The sequence below is a fragment of the Acidovorax sp. GW821-FHT09B03 genome (genome assembly GCF_059418305.1).
The window spans coordinates 131462-147977 of sequence record NZ_JBWKPP010000017.1; the positions used below are offsets into that span (position 1 = coordinate 131462).

15 protein-coding genes are annotated in these 16516 nt (G+C 68.6%); 7 read left to right on the plus strand and 8 right to left on the minus strand.

Going from position 1 to position 16516, the window contains the following annotated elements; all coding sequences use genetic code 11:
• The first annotated feature begins 6 nt into the window (after nucleotides 1–6).
• On the plus strand, nucleotides 7–912 hold the full coding sequence (locus tag AC07PA_RS25225) for an amino acid ABC transporter substrate-binding protein (RefSeq protein ID WP_494609056.1): 906 nt from the start codon (nucleotides 7–9) through the stop codon (nucleotides 910–912).
• Nucleotides 913–995: 83 nt separating this feature from the next.
• Nucleotides 996–2699 carry an N-acyl-D-amino-acid deacylase family protein gene (locus AC07PA_RS25230; RefSeq protein WP_494609055.1) on the plus strand — a complete coding sequence of 568 codons (1704 nt, stop codon included), beginning with the start codon at nucleotides 996–998 and terminating at the stop codon, nucleotides 2697–2699.
• A gap of 88 nt (nucleotides 2700–2787) precedes the next feature.
• Here the strand turns inward: AC07PA_RS25230 and ilvD are convergent, their stop codons facing one another.
• Complete coding sequence (gene ilvD, locus AC07PA_RS25235) at nucleotides 2788–4494, minus strand: dihydroxy-acid dehydratase (RefSeq protein WP_007855286.1); 1707 nt, start codon at nucleotides 4492–4494, stop codon at nucleotides 2788–2790.
• Between the two features lie 163 nt (nucleotides 4495–4657).
• Here ilvD and AC07PA_RS25240 point away from each other — a divergent pair, with 163 nt between their 5' ends.
• Nucleotides 4658–5623, plus strand: a complete 966-nt coding sequence (locus tag AC07PA_RS25240) for a LysR family transcriptional regulator (RefSeq protein WP_494609054.1) — start codon at nucleotides 4658–4660, stop codon at nucleotides 5621–5623.
• On the opposite strand, the gene AC07PA_RS25245 is transcribed toward AC07PA_RS25240, so the two are convergent.
• Nucleotides 5620–6795, minus strand: coding sequence for an MFS transporter (locus AC07PA_RS25245; protein ID WP_494609053.1), 1176 nt, complete (start codon nucleotides 6793–6795; stop codon nucleotides 5620–5622). The two genes, AC07PA_RS25240 and AC07PA_RS25245, sit on opposite strands and share 4 nt — an antisense overlap.
• Before the next feature lie 48 nt (nucleotides 6796–6843).
• Nucleotides 6844–7857 carry a GlxA family transcriptional regulator gene (locus AC07PA_RS25250; RefSeq protein ID WP_494609052.1) on the minus strand — a complete coding sequence of 338 codons (1014 nt, stop codon included), beginning with the start codon at nucleotides 7855–7857 and terminating at the stop codon, nucleotides 6844–6846.
• 258 nt (nucleotides 7858–8115) lie between these two features.
• Here AC07PA_RS25250 and AC07PA_RS25255 point away from each other — a divergent pair, with 258 nt between their 5' ends.
• Nucleotides 8116–9408, plus strand: a complete 1293-nt coding sequence (locus AC07PA_RS25255) for a hypothetical protein (protein ID WP_494609051.1) — start codon at nucleotides 8116–8118, stop codon at nucleotides 9406–9408.
• A 90-nt stretch (nucleotides 9409–9498) separates the two neighbouring features.
• Here AC07PA_RS25255 and bfr read toward each other — a convergent pair whose 3' ends face one another.
• Nucleotides 9499–9969, minus strand: a complete 471-nt coding sequence (bfr, locus tag AC07PA_RS25260) for a bacterioferritin (RefSeq protein ID WP_007855294.1) — start codon at nucleotides 9967–9969, stop codon at nucleotides 9499–9501.
• Between the two features lie 212 nt (nucleotides 9970–10181).
• On the opposite strand from bfr, the gene lgt reads away from it, so the two are divergent.
• The gene (gene lgt / locus AC07PA_RS25265; RefSeq protein ID WP_007855295.1) at nucleotides 10182–11021 is read left to right on the plus strand and encodes a prolipoprotein diacylglyceryl transferase; all 840 of its coding nucleotides are present in this window, start codon (nucleotides 10182–10184) and stop codon (nucleotides 11019–11021) included.
• 7 nt (nucleotides 11022–11028) lie between these two features.
• The gene (locus AC07PA_RS25270; protein ID WP_494609050.1) at nucleotides 11029–12081 is read left to right on the plus strand and encodes a serine hydrolase domain-containing protein; all 1053 of its coding nucleotides are present in this window, start codon (nucleotides 11029–11031) and stop codon (nucleotides 12079–12081) included.
• 49 nt (nucleotides 12082–12130) lie between these two features.
• On the opposite strand, the gene AC07PA_RS25275 is transcribed toward AC07PA_RS25270, so the two are convergent.
• Complete coding sequence (locus tag AC07PA_RS25275; RefSeq protein ID WP_007850278.1) at nucleotides 12131–12559, minus strand: GNAT family N-acetyltransferase; 429 nt, start codon at nucleotides 12557–12559, stop codon at nucleotides 12131–12133.
• Between the two features lie 42 nt (nucleotides 12560–12601).
• Entirely contained in the window at nucleotides 12602–13522 is a 921-nt protein-coding gene (locus tag AC07PA_RS25280) for a LysR family transcriptional regulator (RefSeq protein ID WP_494609049.1), read from the minus strand.
• Nucleotides 13523–13629: 107 nt separating this feature from the next.
• On the opposite strand from AC07PA_RS25280, the gene AC07PA_RS25285 reads away from it, so the two are divergent.
• Nucleotides 13630–15120, plus strand: coding sequence for a M20 family peptidase (locus tag AC07PA_RS25285; protein ID WP_494609048.1), 1491 nt, complete (start codon nucleotides 13630–13632; stop codon nucleotides 15118–15120).
• Between the two features lie 7 nt (nucleotides 15121–15127).
• On the opposite strand, the gene AC07PA_RS25290 is transcribed toward AC07PA_RS25285, so the two are convergent.
• Nucleotides 15128–15652 carry a GNAT family N-acetyltransferase gene (locus AC07PA_RS25290; protein WP_494609047.1) on the minus strand — a complete coding sequence of 175 codons (525 nt, stop codon included), beginning with the start codon at nucleotides 15650–15652 and terminating at the stop codon, nucleotides 15128–15130.
• A gap of 10 nt (nucleotides 15653–15662) precedes the next feature.
• The gene (locus AC07PA_RS25295; protein ID WP_494609046.1) at nucleotides 15663–16511 is read right to left on the minus strand and encodes an alpha/beta hydrolase; all 849 of its coding nucleotides are present in this window, start codon (nucleotides 16509–16511) and stop codon (nucleotides 15663–15665) included.
• Nucleotides 16512–16516: the final 5 nt, after the last annotated feature.

A 16516-nucleotide genomic window follows, 5' to 3' on the forward strand; every position in this document is an offset into this window, starting at 1 on the left:
GCACCCATGAACCGCTGGACCCGCACCGCCCTTGGCGCCGCCCTGTCGCTGGCCGCCCTGTCTTCTTCCTTCGCCCAGCCGCAGCCCACGCTGGCCAAGATGGCGCAGACCGGCGTGATCAACCTGAGCTACCGCGATTCGTCGGTGCCGTTCAGTTACCTGAACGACGCCAAGCCCATCGGCTTCAGCATCGAGATCTGCGACCGCATCGTGGAGATGCTCAAGGCCAAGGTGAAGCGGCCCGACCTGAAGATCGAGCGCCAGCCCGTCACCTCGCAAAACCGCATCCCGCTGGTGATGAACGGCACGGTGGACCTGGAATGCGGCTCCACCACCAACAACGTGGCGCGGCGCGAGCAGGTGGAGTTTGCGGTGAACTACTTCTACACCGGCACCCGGATGATGGTGAAGAAGACCTCGGGCATCACCACGCTGGCCGACCTCAAGGGCAAGAAGCTGGCCACCACCAGCGGCACCACCAACGTGCAGGTGCTGCGCAAGTACCTCAAGGACAACAACCAGGAAACCGAGATGCTGCTGGCCAAGGACCATGCCGATGGCGCGCTGCTGGCCGAGGGCGGCCGGGCCGATGCCTATGCCATGGACGACATCCTGCTGTACGGCCTGGTGGCCAATGCCAAGAACCCGGCGGAATGGACCATCGTGGGCGAGGCCCTGCAGGTCGAACCCTACGCCATCATGCTGCGCAAGAACGACCCTGAGTTCAAGAAGGAAGTCGATGCCGCGCTGGTCTCGCTCATGAAGAGCGGCGAGTTCGAGAAGCTCTACGACAAGTGGTTCCTGCAGCCCATCCCGCCACGCAATGTGCCGCTGAATGTGCCCATGAGCGCCGAGCTCAAGAAGAACCTCAAGGAGTTCAGCGACCGACCTGCGGCACCTGCCGCCCCCTGATCGGTCCACCGCCGGATATCCCGCGCAGCCAGTGGCTGTGCGGCGCCTCCCTTCCCGAAACCTCCTTGAACCTGCCTGATCCGATGAACTCTTCCAAGCCCATGACCTTTTCCAAGCACCCGCGCCGGCTGGCCGTGATGACGCTGTGCTCCGTTCTCGGCACGGGCGTGATCGGCGGTTGCAGCAGCGGCAGCGGGCCGACCGCCACGGCGCCCGTGGTCGACTACCTGATCCGCGGCGCAGCCGTGTACACCGGTGATGGCGTCGAAGCCGTCCTGGGCGATGTGGGCGTGGCGGGCGAGCGCATCGCCTTTGTCGGCAAGGCCCCAGCCGGCACGGTGGCGCGCCGGACCATCGAGGCGCAGGGCATGGTGGTCGCTCCGGGCTTCATCGACGCCCACACCCATGCCGATGAGGACCTGCTGTCCGACTCGGCCGACAAGCGGCTGAACCGGCCCTTCCTCACGCAGGGCGTGACCACCGCGGTGATTGGCAACGACGGCTTTGGCAGCTACGACATCGCCGGACAGGCCCAGCGCCTGCGCACCAACCCGCCGGGCACCAACGTCGCCATGTTCGTGGGCTTCGGCCCTGTGCGCCAGAGCCAGCTGGCCAATGCCAACGCGGCGCCCACGCCCGCGCAGCTGGCGACCATGAAGCAACTGGTGGAGGGTGCCATGTGCCAGGGGGCCATCGGCCTGTCCACCGGGCTGTACTACACGCCGCAGAACTTCTCGACCACCGAGGAAGTGATCGAGCTGGCCAAGGTGGCAGCCGCCCACGGCGGCCTGTACGACAGCCACATCCGCAACGAGCAGACCAAGCAAGGCCTGCCCGACGCGATTGCCGAGGCCCTGCGCATCGGTCGCGAGGCGAAGATCGCCGTGCACATCGCCCACATCAAGGCCCTGGGCGTAGAAACGCAAGGCATGGCGGGTGCGCTGATCCGCATGGTCGAGGCAGCGCAGCAAAGCGGCCAGAAAGTCACGGCCGACCAGTACCCCTGGCTCGCGTCGAGCACCAATCTTTCGGCGGCGTTGATGCCGCCCTGGGCCAATGCGGGCGGGCGCGAGGCGCTGCTCAAGCGCTTTGACGATGCCGCGGTGCAGGAGCGCCTGCGCAAGGACATCACCGAGAACCTGCGCCTGCGCAACGGGCCCGAGGCGATCCTGATCTCCTCGGGCAACCCGAAGTACGTGGGCAAGACGCTGCAGCAGATCGCCAGTGCCACCGGCACCGATGCAGTGGCAGTCGTGGTGCAGGTGCTGCGCGAGAGCGAGGTCAAGATCGCCAACTTCAACCAGAGTGACGCCGACGTCCGCGCCTTCATGGCTCGCCCCTGGGTGGTGACCTCGTCGGACTCGTCAGCCGGGCACCCACGCGCTGTAGGCTCCTTCGCGCAGAAGTACGCTGAGTACGTGGTGCGGCAAAAGCACCTCTCCATCGGCCAGTTCGTGCGCAGCAGCACGGCGCTCACGGCCGATGCGCTGGGCATCGCCGAGCGCGGCCGCCTCAAGGCCGGGCACTTTGCGGACATCGTGGTGTTCGACCCCGCACGCTTCAAGGCCCGGTCCACCTACACCGCGCCGACTCTGCTGTCCGAAGGTGTTGTGCTGACCATGGTCAATGGCAAGCCGGTGGTGGAGCGTGACCAGCCCACGGGCGTAGCCGCCGGGCAGGTGCTGCTGCGCAAGGCACGCGAAGGTCTTTGCAGCGCGCAGTCGATGAAGACGGCCAAGGTGGTGCCTCCGAGCGGCCTGGCTGCGACCCACGACCATGCCCACTGAGCCGGCAGTAGCAGCGCCAACAAAAAAGCCCGCGGCCTGAAGAGGCCACGGGCTTTTTGTTGGGAGGTCCTGCTGTTCAGCCTGGGGATCAGTACGCGTCCAGCACCGCGCCCTTGCTCGCGCTCGATGCATTGAAGGCGAACTTGGCCTGCACGCCACGCGTATAGCGGGGTGCGGGCGCCGTCCAGCCGGCACGGCGCTTGGCGATTTCTTCTTCGGGCACGTTCAGTTCCAGCAGCAGCTGGCGGGCGTCGATGGTGATGCTGTCGCCTTCGTTGACGAAGGCAATGGTGCCGCCGGCAGCGGCTTCGGGCGCCACGTGGCCGACCACCATGCCCCAGGTGCCGCCGGAGAAGCGGCCGTCGGTGATCAGGCCCACGCTTTCGCCCAGGCCGGCGCCGATGAGGGCGCCGGTGGGGGCCAGCATCTCGGGCATGCCGGGGCCGCCCTTGGGGCCCAGGTAGCGCAGCACCATCACGTCACCGGCCTTGATCTTGCCGGCCAGGATGGCTTCCAGGGCCGATTGCTCGTCGTCGAACACGCGGGCCGGGCCGGTGATGACGGGGTTCTTCAGGCCGGTGATCTTGGCGACGGCGCCTTCGGGGCTGAGGTTGCCCTTCAGGATGGCCAGGTGGCCCTGCGCGTACATGGGGTTGTCGATGTTGCGGATCACGTCCTGGTCGGCACGCGGCACATCGGGCACGTCCTTGAGCACTTCGGCAATGGTCTTGCCGCTGATGGTGATGCAGTCGCCGTGCAGCAGGCCGGCCTTGAGCAGCACCTTCATGACCTGCGGGATGCCGCCTGCGCGGTGCAGGTCCACGGCCAGGTACTTGCCGCTGGGCTTCAAGTCGCACAGCACGGGGGTCTGCTTGCGGATGCGTTCGAAGTCGTCGATGTCCCATTCCACGCCCGCGGTGTGGGCGATGGCCAGGAAATGCAGCACGGCGTTGGTGGAGCCGCCCGTGGCCATGATCACGGCCACGGCGTTCTCGATGGCCTTCTTGGTCACGATGTCGCGGGGCTTCAAGTCCATCTTGATGGCCTCGATCAGCACCTTGGCCGATTCCTTGGCCGAGTTCATCTTCTCGTCGTGCGGGTTGGCCATGGTCGACGAGTAGGGCAGGCTGATGCCCAGGGCCTCGAAGGCGCTGGACATGGTGTTGGCGGTGTACATGCCGCCGCACGAGCCGGTGCCGGGGATGGCGCGCTTTTCGATCTCCTTGAGGTCGAAGTCGCTGAGCTTGCCAGCGGCGTTCTCGCCCACGGCCTCGAACACGCTCACGATGTTCAGGTCCTTGTCCTGGTAGCGGCCGGGCAGGATGGTGCCGCCGTACACGTAGATGGCGGGCACGTTGGCGCGCAGCATGCCCATCAGGCCGCCGGGCATGTTCTTGTCGCAGCCGCCGACCACCAGCACGCCGTCCATCCACTGGCCGCCGACGCAGGTCTCGATGCAGTCGCTGATGACCTCGCGACTCACCAGGCTGTACTTCATGCCTTCGGTGCCCATGGCCATGCCGTCCGAGATGGTGGGCGTGCCGAACACCTGGGCGTTGCCGCCGGCTTCCTCGATGCCGGCGATGGCCGCGTCGGCCAGCTTCTGCAGGCCGCTGTTGCACGGGGTGATGGTGCTGTGGCCGTTGGCCACGCCGACCATGGGCTTGACGAAGTCGCCCTCTTCGTAGCCCATGGCGTAGTACATGGAGCGGTTGGGCGCACGCGACTTGCCTTGGGTGATGTTGGCGCTGCGGTGGTTGATGGGCTGGATCGGGATGGTCTTGCTGTCTGCCATGGCTGATTTCCTGGTGGGGGACTCGTTGTAATGGATGGGGCACTCCTGCGGCCAGGGTGTCCAACGCTCTCGGGGTGCAAGTATGCGGCGTTTGCCGCTGCGTTTCCAATCCCTTTCACCTGCTCGATTAATATGTAAAACGTATCACAGGCACATCACCGCCATGAAAGAAACCCTCATCGACGTCCGCGCCTGGCGCCAGTTCGTGGCCGTGGCCGAGGAACTGCACTTCGGCCGCGCCGCCATCCGCCTGCACATGACGCAGCCGCCGCTGACCCAGGCGATTGCGCAGATGGAGCGCTCGCTCGGCGTGGTGCTGTTCGACCGCACGCGCCGGCGCGTGGCGCTGACCCCGGCGGGCGAGGCCCTGCTGCCCGACGTGCGCGACTTTTTGGAGCGCGCGCAGGCGCTGCCCGTGCGGGCCCGCGCCGCGGCCGCGGGCGAGGTCGGGCGGGTGCGCCTCGCCTTTGTCTCCACCATCGGCTTCGAAAGGCTGCCCGAATGGGTGCGCGATTTTCGCGTGCTGTGCCCGCAGGTGGCGCTGGAGCTGGTGGAGGCCACGGGTGATGTGCAGCGCGCCCTGTTCGCGCGCGGCGAGCTCGATGCCGGGCTGGTGCTGCACTCCCCCGGCGCGGCCCCGCCCGAGCTGGCGCGCCTGCCCGTGGGCGAGGAGCCGCTGGTGCTGGCCCTGGCCGAGCGCCACCCGCTGGCCCAGGCGCCGCGGCTGGACCTGGCGCAGGTACTGGCCGAGCCGCTGGTGATCTTTCCGCGGCGCATCGTGCCTTCGCTGCACGATGCCATCTTTGCTCTGTACCACGCGGCCGGCCGGGTGCCCGTGGTGGCGCAGGAGGCCATCCAGATGCAGACCATCGTCAATCTGGTGTGGGGCGGCCTGGGCGTGGCCTGGGTGCCCGAGAGCGTGACCCAGTTCCGCCGCGAGGGGGTGGTGTACCGGGCGGGCGATGCATTCGGGTCGGCAGCGGCCAAGGTGAAGAACAAGGCCGCAAAACCCGCTGGCGCGCCGCTGCTGCCCGTGTGCGAGACCAGCCTGGTCTGGCCCGCCGGGCTGAACAACCCGGCGCTGGCGCGGTTTGTCGACTTCGTGCGCGAGCGCTCGAAGACCGCTTAACCTGCCGCGACCGGCGTCGTGCGCCCGCGCACGAAGAGCAGGCCCGCGGCAATGGCCAGCAGCGGCAGCGCCACGGCGTTGATGGCGGTCCAGCCCACGCCGGTGAGCAGGGCCCCCGAGGCAAAGGACATCATCGCCGCCACGATGCCGTTGGCCAGCTGCATCAGCGCCTGGGCCTGGCCGCGCTCCTCGGGTGCATGCGATTCGGACAGCAGCGTGGTGCCGGAGATCACCATCAGGTTCCAGCCCGTGCCCAGCAGGAAGGAGCTGGCCAGGAACTCGGTGAACGACAGGCCCGACAGCGCCACCACCGCGCTGGCCGCCAGGCACGTGGCGCCCACCGTGGCCACGGGGCGGCTGCCGAAGCGGTCCACCAGCGCGCCCGAGAACAGCGCGGGTGCGAACATGCCGATCACATGCCACTGGATCACCTGCGCCGCCGAAGCGGCCGAGAAGCCGCAGACCTCCATGGCCAGTGGCGTGGCGTTCATCACCAGGATCATCAGGCCATGGCCGATGGCCGTCATCACCACCGCCGCGCGCAGGCCGGGGCGGGCCAGCAGGGCGCGCATGGCGGCCATGCCGCCCGCCGCTGGCTTGGGCGCCACGCCCTCGCGCAGCCGTGCCATCACCCCCCAGCCCAGTACGGCCAGCGCCGCGATGGCCAGGTAGGCGCCCGCGAGCGGCGTGGCCAGCAGGTTGCGCGACCACAGCGCCAGCGGCGGCGCGAACACCGCTGCGCACAGGCCGCCGGCCACCACGCAGGCAGCGGCCCGGCCCTTTTGGGCGGGGTCCACGGCCTCCAGCGCGGCATAGGTGTAGTAGCCCGACGATGCCTGGTAGGCACCGATGGCCAGCGTGCCCGCGCAGAAGATGGCAAAACTGCCCCACTGCACGCCGGCCATGCTGACGAGGCCGCCCACCACGCCGCACAGCGCGCCGGCCTGCAACCCTGCGCGCCGGCCGCGGCGCTGCATGAACAGCGACAGCGGCTGTACCGACAGCAGGTTGCCCAGCACCAGCAAAGCGAGTGGCAGCGTGGCCAGCACCGGCCAGGGCGCCAGCCGCGCGCCGACGATGGAGGTCAGCGTGATGCCGATGATGGAGCAGCCCCAGTACAGGGCCTGGCCGGCAAACAGCAGGCGAACGGACGCATTGCGCAGGAGCAGCATGGGCAGGGCTTTCGGTGTGCGCCCGGTTGGCGCAGGGGGATGGGGGGATCAGTCGGCCAGGGCGCCTGCGCCAAAGCGCTGCGCATAGGCCTGTGGACTCACGGCACGGCGCTTGTGGAAACTGCGGCGCAGGTTCTCGGGGTGCTCGAAGCCGCACAGCCGGGCCACGGTGGCCACCGACGCCTGGGCCTGGGCGAGCAGGGATGAGGCGGCCTCCACGCGCACCCGCTCCACATAGCGCCCGGGCGTGGTGCCCAGCTCGCGCTGGAACACGCGGGTGAGCGTGCGCGGCGGCATGCAGGCGCGCTCGGCCAGGGCGTCGAGCGACAGGTCGTTGCCCAGCTGCGAGGGAATCCATTCGAGCAGCGCCGCCAGCCGCGGGGCGTGCCGGGTCTCGGGTGCCAGCAGCGCACTGAACTGGGCCTGCCCGCCGGGGCGGCGCATGAACATCACCAGCCGCCGTGCCACGGCCAGCGCCATGGGCCGGCCCAGGTCGGCCTCCACCAGCGCCAGGGCCAGGTCGATACCGGCCGTGACGCCGGCCGAGGTGAAGAGGTGGCCGTACACGGGGTGGGCCGCGTCGTAGGTGTGCAGGCAATCCTCGTCCACCTGCACGCCCGGGTAGTCCTGGCGCATCCGCTCCATGCGGCACCAGTGCGTGGTGGCGCGCAGGCCATCGAGCAGGCCGGCCTCGGCCAGCAGCAGCGCGCCCGAGCAGACCGAGCCCAGGCGCCGCACCTGGGGTGCCGCCTGGCGCAGCCATTGCTGCATGCCGGCGTGGCCCAGCTGGTCTGCCACGCCATCGCCGCCTGCCACCAGCACGGTGTCCAGGCCCGCGGGGTCGGTGTCGGCCCAGCTGCCATCGGCCAGCAGCGCAAAGCCTGCCGAGGTGACGACAGGCCCTGGCGCCTCGGCCAGCAGGCGCAGCGCATAGGCGGGCGCCAGCCCGTGGCCCGTGCGCTCGGCATTGGCCGAGCCGAAGACCTGCATCGGGCCGATGGCATCCAGGCTCATCACGCCGGGGTAGACCAGGCAGGCAACGGTGCGGGTGGGGTGGGGCATGGGGCCAGTGTCGCCACTTGTTCGGTTGGCCGCAATGACAATCAGCCCACAGATATGGCCACACGCTCCCAACTGCCGTTGGAGCCACAGTGCGGTGCCACGGGCGCCGGTGGATGCCGCCCGGCGAGGATTGTCAAAAATCCATAATTTGCTGGTCATCGCTGGTGCACAGGCGCTATCCTGCAATAAGACGGGCCGGCCAGCGGGGCCCGCAACCCAGCCCGAGCCTGTCCATTGCACGCCTTGAGGAGACTGTGAATGCCTTTGCCCTTGCGGTTTCCCAGAGAGATGGAGTGCTTCCTGAAGGCAGCGCAGCTGCTCGGCGCCATCCAGGGTGACCCCGGGCGGTTGGGCCCGGTCCTCGAGCTTCAGAAACTGCTCATCCGCCGCATCGCCAGGTCGGAGCTGAGCCATGCCCGCCTGCAGGACGCCCGGCTGCGGCTCAAGCAGCGCCTGGTGCGGGAGCGCCTGATCGGCGAGAAGGCGCGCGAGACGCGGGAGTTGGTCCTGAAGATCCAGGACCGCTGCGACGCGCTGGAGCAGCTGCGCTTTCTGTACCGCTGCTTTGGAGACGGCATCGCGGCGGCCTACCAGGCCCCCCATCGCCACCGGTACTTCTACTTTGCCCAGCGGGCCCATGCCAAGGAGCGCCCGGGACTGCTCTCGAGGAAAGACATGTTTCGCAGCCGGTACCGGGCCCTGAAGCTGGGCATCGGCATGGGCATCCCGGTGGTCCTGGCCGATGTGACCAACATGCTGGGGCAGGGCGATCTATGCGTCCTGGCCGGCAGCGAGCCCCAGCCCATGGAGCTGAAGTCCTTCAACCAACGCGGCTCCGCGGCCAGACTCCATCAGGAGGCGTTGCTGCGCACCATGGCGTTCCTGGCACGCCAGGCCCCTGCAGGTACCGCCAGCCCGGGCAGCGCTTCCCAGCCTGGGGAGATTACTCCCGGTGTGGCGCACAGGGCGCATCTGAACGAATGCGTGCGGCAGGCCCTGGAGTGCGGAATCGCGCAGGTGCTTCCCGAGCCGGGCCTGTGCTACGTGGTCGTGCGCAATGACCACTACCGCAACCACCCGGATTGCCTTCGAACGCTCAAGGGGTTGCGCTCGAAGTCGACGATGTCGGTCCAGGTGACGCCCGAAACGGCCTGGATACCGATGCAGCCGTTCACCCTGTCCATGACCGCCGGCAACGCCGTGCTGTTCATGCAGGGGGTCTTTCAGCTGCTGGTCTACATCGACATGAAGGTGCTGGTATCGCACTTCGCATCGCTCGGGGTCCATGCCGTGGCCCTGATGGATGGCGTGACCGCCCTGCAGCTCTCCAACGACGCCGAAGACCTGGAGCATGGGCTCTACCGGGTCAGTGAAGTCCTCTTTCAGCGCATCTCCTGCGAGTTCATGCCACTGCGCAGCTTTGCGCAGGAGATGGCCGGGATGCTGGAGCCGGCACAAGCCCAGGGGGACCAGGATCTGCTTTTCGCGCCGTCGGGGGAGTGGGACGAGGCGCGGCACTACTACGAAGACGAAGGGCCGCACCTGCATTGAGTGGCGCCTGGTGGGCGCACCGGCTCGCCCTCACCGGGCGCCGGGCGGCCAGCCGTGTGGCCGCCAGGGCGGGAAGGCCTCGCTTGCCGCTCAGGCGGCGGCCTGGGATTGCAGGTAGTTCTGCAGGCCGATCTTGTCGATCAGGCCGATCTGCTTTTCGAGCCAGTAGGCGTGGTCTTCCTCGGTGTCGCGCAGCTGGGCCAGCAGCAGGTCACGGCTCACATAATCGCCCACGCTCTCGCACAAGGCCATGCCGTTTTGCAGGGCAGCGCGCACTTCGTACTCGGTGGCCAGGTCCTTGCGCAGCATCTCGGGCACGGTTTCGCCGGGCGTGAACTCCTTGGGGCGCATGTCGGGGCGACCGCCCAGGAAGAGGATGCGGCGCAGCAGCGCGTCGGCATGCTGGGTTTCTTCCTGCATCTCGTGGTCCAGGCGGGTGTAGAGCTTGATGAAGCCCTGGTCCTCATAGATGCGCGAATGCGCGAAGTACTGGTCGCGTGCGGCCAGTTCGCCGCGCAGCAGATCCTTGAAGTAGTCGATGACCTGTGGGTTACCCTGCATGTTCTTTTCCTTGTTACAGGCAGAAGTATCGCGCGCCCAGGGGGCTTTGTGGGGGAAAACCCCGGGGTGGCGCTCTGCATGCGTACAGGGATCAGAAGCGTTCTCATCGGGGTGCCCGTGCGGGTCGCCGCCGGGCCCTGCGCCAGCTTCCCCCACACCCTGCGGGGCTGCCGGCTGCAGGTGCCACGGCGCGCGGGCACAATACCGCCCAAATGCTGACCTACCCCCAAATCGATCCCATCGCCCTGCAAGTGGGCCCGCTGGCCATCCACTGGTATGGCCTGACCTACCTGGCGGCTTTCGGCCTGTTCATGCTGCTGGGCATCGCGCGGCTGCGGCACCAGCCGTTCGCCTCCATCACCGGGCCCGGCGCCTGGACGCGCAAGGACGTGGAGGACATCCTGTTCCTGGGCGTGGCGGGCGTGGTGGTCGGCGGGCGGGTGGGCTACTGCCTGTTCTACAAGCCGGGCTACTACCTGAGCCACCCGCTGGAGATCTTCTACGTGTGGCAGGGCGGCATGGCCTTCCATGGCGGGTTGCTGGGCGTGATCGTGGCCATGCTCTGGTTCGCGCACTCGCGCAAGCGCCCCTGGCTGCAGGTGGCCGATTTCGTGGCGCCCTGCGTGCCCACAGGTTTGGCGGCAGGCCGCGTGGGCAACTTCATCAACGGCGAGCTCTGGGGCCGCTTTGCCAGCCCCGACCTGCCCTGGGGCATGGTGTTCCCGCAAAGCGGCTCCATGCTGCCGCGCCACCCCTCGCAGGTCTACCAGTTCCTGCTCGAAGGGCTGCTGCTGTTCGTGCTGCTGTGGCTGTACGCGCGGCGTGAGCGTCGCCAGGGCCAGGTCGCGGCCATGTTCCTGATCGGCTACGGTGCCTTCCGCTTCATTGCCGAGTATTTCCGCGAGCCCGATGCGCACCTGGGCATCCTCTCGCTGGGCATGAGCATGGGCCAGTGGCTGTGCGTGCCCATGATCGTGGCCGGCATCGCCATGTGGCTGTGGGCCGCCAAGCGCGAGGGCGGCACGCCCGCGCTCACGGCCTCCAAGTCCTGAGCTGCCGGTGCCCCTGACCCGCCGCCAATGGCTGTTGAGCGGCGCAGCCGCATCGCCTTTGCTGGCCTCGTGCGCGGCGGACCTCACGCGCTACCAGGGCCAGCCCGTGGCCGAGGTGGCCGATCGCCTGGGCGTGTGTGCGGCGGCGTATGCCACGCTGCAGGCTGGCCGCGTGCAGCCGACCGCCTTGGCCGGCCATTGCAAGGCCCCTGCGGACGCTGTGTTCCAGGCCGCCTCGCTGACCAAGCCCGTGGTGGCCTACGGCGCATTGCGCTTGGCGCTGGCGGGGCAACTGGACCTGCAAGCCCCGGTGGCGCACTACCTGCCGCAAGGCTATGTGCACTACCAGCATGCGCTGCGGCGCGCGCCGGGCGACGCCAGCGACACCGTGCCCGCCAGCACGCTGGCCCGCATCCCGGTGGCCGCCTTGCTCAACCACACCTCGGGCCTGCCCAACTGGACCAGCGGTGCGATGGCGCCCGGCTTCGAGCCCGGCCAGCGCTGGCGCTACTCGGGCGAAGGCTATGTGCTGCTGCAGGCGGTGATGGAAGCCGTCACCGGCACGCCCATCGGGCCATGGATGCAGGCACAGGTGTTCGAGCCCCTGGGCATGCGCGACTCCAGCCTGGTGTGGAACCGCGCCTACGAAGGCCGGGCCGTGCATGCCAATGGTGCGGCCGCCGGTGGCCTGCGCTGGAACGTTCCGGTGGCCGCGGCCTCGCTGTACACCACGGCGGGTGACTTTGCGCGCCTGCTGGCCGCCTTCGTGGCCGATGAGCGGTTGCTCGCGCTGGTGCTGTCGGCCCCCGTGGTGGCCGACAAGGCCCTGGGACTGGAGTGGGGCCATGGCTGGGGCATCGAACGCACCGCCTCCGGCCCCATGCTCTGGCAGTGGGGCAACAACCCGGGCTTTCGCAATTTCGCCATGGTCTCGCCGACGTCGCGCGACGGCTTCGTGTTGCTGACCAACAGCGACCGGGGCATGGCCCTGGCCGTGCCGCTGGCGCAGCAGGTGCTGCCGGGCGAGCACCCGGTGTTCAGGTCGCCCTTGCTGGGTTGAAGCTCCATAGAACCTGTTGACGATCCCCTGCGAGATCGTCAACAGGTTCTTATTCCAGCGGCTTGCGCATCAGCGCCAAATACTGGCCCTGGATGTAGTCGTCGATGCGCGCGTACTCGCCGTAGCCCTGCTTGAGGTAGAAATCGCGCGCCTGCCACTCGAAGGTTTCGAGCTTGGCATTTCGGGCGCCCAGCGCCTTGCCCTGGGCTTCTGCCATGCCCAGCAGGCGAGCGCCCAGGCCCTTGCCACGCTGGTCTTCGGCCACCCACAGCACATCTGTCTGCAGCCAATAGACAAATACGTAGGAGCGGATGCCCGCGACCAGACGGCCATCGAGATCCCGCACGTCCAGACGCACGGGCTGCACCTGCGGGTACTCGCCCACGGTGCGGTAGTTGAACTCGCGCATGTGCTTGCCCAGCGTGCCGGCTTGCAGGTCTTCCAGAGAGGGCGGAGCAAAGGTGAACGAGGAGGCCATGGATGCGAAGGCAGGGCTGGATGGGGCGGCGATGATACCGGCTCAGCCAGCCGAACCCGCCTCCTGCAACCAGCCCTGCACCTGCTGGCGCAGGCCGTCCAGCACCGGGTTGGGGGCCCGTGCCACGCGCTGCACCCAGGCGATGTGCGACTCCAGCCCCCGGGTGGGGATGTCGAGCGGCACCAGCCGCCCCTGGGCCAGCAGGGCGGCCGCGGGGGCCACAACGCCCATGTACAGCGCATCCGTGTGGCAGGCCACGTCCAGCAGGTCGGGCACGGACTCACTGGCCAGGCCGATGAGCACCTCGGGGTGGGCCTGCAGGCCCAGGCGCTGAACCAGCAGCCGCCCGACGGCCGCGCTCATGCCCGTGCAGGCCACGGGGAACTCCGTCAGCTCGGAAAACACCACCGGGCGGCGCTGGGCCAGCGGGTGCCCGGGGCGGGCCAGCACCCCGGTGGGCAGTTGCACCAGCCGGTGCACTTCCAGGTCGGCGTGGGAGCCGGGCAGGGAGTGGTAGTCCGTCACCAGGGCGTCCAGCGTGCGGTCGCGCAGCGCCTGGATCTGCTGGGCCTGGGGGCCGCCACCCAATTGCAGGCGCATGCGGCCCGCGTCGCGGGCCGCCAGGCGCAGCAGGCGGGGGGCCAGCAGGGCGTGGGGCGTGGCACTCATTCCCAGGCGCACGGAGCCGACTTCGCCGCTGACCTGGTGGCGCACCACCTGGTGCAGTTCATCGGCCTGGGCCACCACCTGGCGCGCATGCTCCAGCACCGTGCGGCCGATGGGGGTGAGGGCGTTGCGGTGGCCGCTGCGCTCGACCAGTGCCGCGCCCAGGTGGGCCTCCAGCATGGCGATGCTGCGGCTGAAGGCCGCCTGCGAGCGCCGCGTGCTGTCGGCCGCACGGGTGAAGCTGCCGCTGTCGGCCAGGGCAATGAAGTGGCGCAACTGGGCGATGGTGGTGGTCATGCGAAAAATCGAACGAAACGACTTGAATTATGCATTGGACGAACATTTCGTTACCGATTTAGGATGGCTTTCAATGCTCCCTACCTGAAGAGAAAGACGCGACCGACATGATCAAGAAAATCCTGCTGGGGCTGCTCGCCCTGGTGCTGCTGCTGGCCGTGGCCCTGGGCGTCAACACCGCGCGCAAGGGCTCGCGCCAGCTGGAGGTGGCGCCGATTGCCAAACTGCCGGTGGACGATGCCGCCGTGGCCGGCCGCCTGGCCGAGGCCGTACGCCTGCGCACCGAGTCCTCGCGCGACGATGCCAACTTCAGCGCCGGCCAGTTCCTGCAGTTCCACGCGCTGCTGCAGCAGCGCTTTCCCTTGGTTCACGCCAAGCTCAAGCGCGAAGTGGTGGGCGACCTGAGCCTGCTCTACACCTGGCCCGGCAGCGATGCCAATGCCGCCCCGGTGATGCTGATGGCCCACCAGGACGTGGTGCCCGTGGCCCCCGGCACCGAGGGCGACTGGGAGCAGCCCCCGTACTCGGGCGCCATCCAGGGCGGTTTCGTCTGGGGCCGCGGTTCCTGGGACGACAAGGGCAACCTCATGAGCCAGCTCGAGGCGGTGGAGATGCTGCTGGCCAGCGGCTTCACACCCCAGCGCACCATCTACCTGGCCTTCGGTGCCGACGAGGAGGTGGGCGGCCTGCGCGGCGCGGCGAAGATCGCTGCGCTGCTGCAGGAGCGCAAGGTGCGCCTGGATTTCGTGATCGACGAGGGCCTCTTGATCCTCGACGGCGTGATGCCTGGGCTGTCCAAGCCCGCCGCCGTCATCGGCGTGGCCGAGAAGGGCTACCTGTCGGTGGTGATGAAGATGTCGGGCACGCCCGGCCATTCGTCCATGCCACCGCACAAGGGCAGCAGCGCCATCGCCATGATGAGCGACGCGCTCAAGCGCCTGGACGAGGAGCAGATGCCTGGCGGCATCCGCGGCGTGGCGGGCGAGCTGTTCGACACGCTGGCGCCCGAGATGGGTGGCGTGAACCGGATGGTGCTGTCCAACCTGTGGCTGTTCCGCCCCGTGGTGCAAAAGCAGCTCGAAGGCGCCTCCAGCACCAATGCCATGCTGCGCACCACCACGGCGCTGACCATCGTGAACGCCGGCAACCGCGACAACGTGGTGCCCGGCCGCGCCGAGGCGACCGTGAACTTCCGCCTGCTGCCCGGCGACAGCAAGGAGCAGGTGATCGACCACATGCGCAGCAAGATCAGCGCCCCCGCCGCGCAGTACGAACTGAGCACGCTGCCCGGCGCGGTGGACGCCTCCAAGGTCGCACCCACCGACTCCACCCAGTACCGCCTGCTCAACCAGACCATTCGCGAGATCTTCCCCGACGTGCTGGTGGCCCCGGGCCTGATGGTGGCGGGCACCGACTCGCAGCACTACGGCGCCGTCAGCGACCACATCTTCAAGTTCTCGCCCGTGCGCGCGAATTCGGAGGACTTGAAGCGCTTTCATGGCACCAACGAGCGCCTGGAGATCGCCAACTACGCGGACGCGATCCGCTTCTACCATCGGCTGATCGGGCAGGTAAGCCAGATGGGCGCCAAGCCTTGAGAGCGGCTCAGCCGCCGGCCAGCTGATCCATCGCCTCGCGCGTGAGCCGAAAGCTCAGCCGATTGGCCACCTGCACGGCGCCCAGGCTTTTGTAGAAGGCGATGCCGGCATGGTTGGAGTCCTTCACGTTCCAATCCATGCGGCCGCAGCCCGCGTCGGCCGCGTGCTGTGCGACCCAGGCCATCAGCAGGCGGCCGATGCCCTGGCCGCGGGCATGGGCGCCGACGAACAGTTCCTTGAGCAGGCACTGGCGCCGGTGTTCGGGGCTGGGGTCCACCAGCGAGGGCAGCAGCACGATGGCGGCAAGGCCCAGGGCCGTGCCCGCCGCGTCGCTGGCCACGGCCAGGCGCACGGGAGAGCCGGGCGCAAGCAGGTGGTCGCGCAGGTGCGCATGCACGGCCTCGCGTGGGGCGGTGGCCACGCCGGCATCGGCGTAATAGGCATTCAATTCGCAGAGCAGGTCCACGAGCGCGTGACCCGCGCCGGTGGCGAAGGCCATCTGCACGGCGGTGCGGGCCGTGCTGCGCATCATCCCGCCAGCGTCACGGGAAGAAGCGCGCCAGCGCATCCTCGAAGGCCGGCACGTCGGCGCCTACGTGGCTGGCGTTGTACTCCGCCTTGAGCAGCGTCAGCCCGGGGTTGTTCTGCGCGGACATCTGGACATACAGCGGGTTGCCGATGAGCACCGTGTTGCCGTTGGTGGCGCCGGTGAGGAACAGCGTGGCGGGCAAGGGCTTGCCGTCGAGCTGCTTTTCGTAGGCGAGGAAACTGGTCGCATTGCCGTGGCCGCCCACGCTGGCCTCGGTGGACAGGTAGTGCGAGAAGCTCAAGGCGCCGGCCATGCCCTCGATCACCAGGGCTGCCACCACGAAGTAGCCGCCGTGCGACAGACCCGAAAGCGCACGGCGCTTGGGGTCGGCACGGTACTGGCGCTCGATGCTGGGCGCCAGCTCCTTGGTGATGAAATTCAGGTAGACCGCAGCGCCGGGCAGCAGGAAGTCCGTGCCGCGCTGGGCCGTGCCACCGATGCCGACCAGGATGGCCTGCGTGCCCCGGCGCTGCATCACCTGCTTGAAGGTGTCGAAGCGCGTGGGGGCCAGGCCGCTGCTGCCATACAAGGCATCGCCTTCGGTCACATAGATGGTGGGCAGTGGGGCCGTGCCCGCGGCATGTGCCGGGGGCAGATAGACGCGGATGGCGTACGAGCCGCCCGTCGCTTCGGAGCGAAGCGACGAGTTGATCACCTGGCCTACCGCTTCGGCGGGCGGCTCGTCGCTGGACGAGCCCCCTCCGCCGCAGGCGGCCAGTGCCGTGGCGGCGGCCGCCGCCAGCAGGGCTGTGCGGCGTGGCATGGAGACGATGGGGCGGGGCGTTGGCTGGGGCAGCTTCATGCGTT

Bases quoted from the DNA above. Each gene is read 5' to 3' on its own strand.
- AC07PA_RS25225 (WP_494609056.1), top strand. From the start codon at position 7: ATGAACCGCTGGACCCGCACCGCCCTTGGCGCCGCCCTGTCGCTGGCC.
- AC07PA_RS25230 (WP_494609055.1), top strand. From the start codon at position 996: ATGAACTCTTCCAAGCCCATGACCTTTTCCAAGCACCCGCGCCGGCTG.
- ilvD (WP_007855286.1), bottom strand. From the start codon at position 4,494: ATGGCAGACAGCAAGACCATCCCGATCCAGCCCATCAACCACCGCAGC.
- AC07PA_RS25240 (WP_494609054.1), top strand. From the start codon at position 4,658: ATGAAAGAAACCCTCATCGACGTCCGCGCCTGGCGCCAGTTCGTGGCC.
- AC07PA_RS25245 (WP_494609053.1), bottom strand. From the start codon at position 6,795: ATGCTGCTCCTGCGCAATGCGTCCGTTCGCCTGCTGTTTGCCGGCCAG.
- AC07PA_RS25250 (WP_494609052.1), bottom strand. From the start codon at position 7,857: ATGCCCCACCCCACCCGCACCGTTGCCTGCCTGGTCTACCCCGGCGTG.
- AC07PA_RS25255 (WP_494609051.1), top strand. From the start codon at position 8,116: ATGCCTTTGCCCTTGCGGTTTCCCAGAGAGATGGAGTGCTTCCTGAAG.
- bfr (WP_007855294.1), bottom strand. From the start codon at position 9,969: ATGCAGGGTAACCCACAGGTCATCGACTACTTCAAGGATCTGCTGCGC.
- lgt (WP_007855295.1), top strand. From the start codon at position 10,182: ATGCTGACCTACCCCCAAATCGATCCCATCGCCCTGCAAGTGGGCCCG.
- AC07PA_RS25275 (WP_007850278.1), bottom strand. From the start codon at position 12,559: ATGGCCTCCTCGTTCACCTTTGCTCCGCCCTCTCTGGAAGACCTGCAA.
- AC07PA_RS25280 (WP_494609049.1), bottom strand. From the start codon at position 13,522: ATGACCACCACCATCGCCCAGTTGCGCCACTTCATTGCCCTGGCCGAC.
- AC07PA_RS25285 (WP_494609048.1), top strand. From the start codon at position 13,630: ATGATCAAGAAAATCCTGCTGGGGCTGCTCGCCCTGGTGCTGCTGCTG.
- AC07PA_RS25290 (WP_494609047.1), bottom strand. From the start codon at position 15,652: ATGATGCGCAGCACGGCCCGCACCGCCGTGCAGATGGCCTTCGCCACC.
- AC07PA_RS25295 (WP_494609046.1), bottom strand. From the start codon at position 16,511: ATGAAGCTGCCCCAGCCAACGCCCCGCCCCATCGTCTCCATGCCACGC.